The following is a 1,413-nucleotide window of genomic DNA, read 5'->3' on the forward strand; positions in this document are numbered from 1 at the left end:
GACCCGACGGCGCCGCGCGGGGCGGGCCTCGGCGTCGCGGCAGGGCCCGGGCTGGGCGCTGGGCCCTGGGCGGGGTCGCCGTCGCCGTCGCCCTGGTGTGGGTGTTCCCGATCTACTGGATGATCTCGAGCTCCCTGCTGCCCACCAACCGCCTGCAGACCCCGACGCCGACCTTCATCCCGCTCGACGGCACGCTGGCGAACTTTCGCCGCGTGCTGGCGGACCCCACGTTCTTCTCCTCCTTCCGGATCTCGTTGGCCGTGACGGGACTCACGCTGCTCGCCGCGATCCTCTTCGCCTTCCTCGCGGCCCTGGCGCTGAGCCGGTTCCGCTTCCGCGGGCGACGCTCCTTCGTGGTGGCCGTGCTCGTGGTGCAGATGATCCCGGCCGAGGCGCTCTTCATCTCCCAGTACCAGATGCTCGACACCTGGCAGCTGGTCAACTCGGTGCTGGGCCTGACGATCGTCTACGTCGCGGCGATCCTGCCGTTCACGATCTGGATGCTCCGCGGGTTCGTCGCGGGGGTGCCGATCGAGCTCGAGGAGGCCGCGATGGTCGACGGCCTCTCGCGCACCGGGGCGTTCTTCCGGATCACCTTCCCGCTGCTCGCCCCCGGGCTCGTGGCCTCGGGGGTCTACGGGTTCCTCCAGGCCTGGAACGAGTACACCCTGGCCCTGGTGGTCATGACCGACCCCGCCCGTCGGACCCTGCCCCTGTGGCTGCAGGGCCTCGTCGAGGCCAACCGGGCCACCGACTGGGGGGTGGTCATGGCCGGGGCCACCCTCATCGCCGTGCCGGTGATCGTGTTCTTCCTCGTGGTGCAGCACCGCATGACCGCGGGGCTCGTCGCCGGGGCGGTGAAGGGATGACCGGCCGCCCGCTCGGCCCCGGGACGTGGACCGTGGGCCTGGACATCGGTGGCACCAAGGTCCACGGGGTGCTGCTCGACGAGGACGGCACGCGGGCCTCGACCGTGCGGCTGCCCACCGGCGCTGGCATCACCGGCGTCGTGGCGTCGGCAGCCCAGGCGGTCGAGCGGCTCGCGGCCGACCGCTGCCTCGACCTGGGCGAGGTCTCGGCCGTGGGTGTGGGCGTGCCCGGCGTGGTCGACCCGAGCAGCGGGGTCGTGGCCCACGCGGTGAACCTCGGCATCACGGGTGAGGTCCGCCTGGCGGCTCTGCTGAGCGACCGGCTCGGCGGCGTGCCCGTCAACGTCGAGAACGACCTCAACGCCGCAGCCCTCGGTGCTGCGGTCGGGCGCGGACCCCGGGGCGACCTCGCCTTCCTCGCCCTGGGGACAGGGCTCGCCGCGGGCCTCGTGCTCGACGGCGCCGTGCGGCGCGGGATCAGCGGGGCCGCCGGGGAGGTCGGTCACCTGCCCTACGCCCCCCACGGCCCCCGGTGCGCGTGCCG

The 1,413-nt window shown here is 73.6% G+C and carries 2 protein-coding genes; both read left to right on the forward strand.

The genetic code is table 11. From position 1 onward, the window contains the following. On the forward strand, positions 1 to 869 hold an 869-nt coding region (locus tag L0B03_RS17910; RefSeq protein ID WP_374205028.1), incomplete at its 5' end, for a carbohydrate ABC transporter permease. After that, on the forward strand, positions 866 to 1,413 hold a 548-nt coding region (locus L0B03_RS17915), incomplete at its 3' end, for an ROK family protein (RefSeq protein ID WP_250448367.1). The genes L0B03_RS17910 and L0B03_RS17915, both read left to right, overlap by 4 nt.

Origin of the sequence: Actinotalea sp. C106 (genome assembly GCF_023630195.1) — a bacterium.
Taxonomy (GTDB): domain Bacteria; phylum Actinomycetota; class Actinomycetes; order Actinomycetales; family Cellulomonadaceae; genus Actinotalea.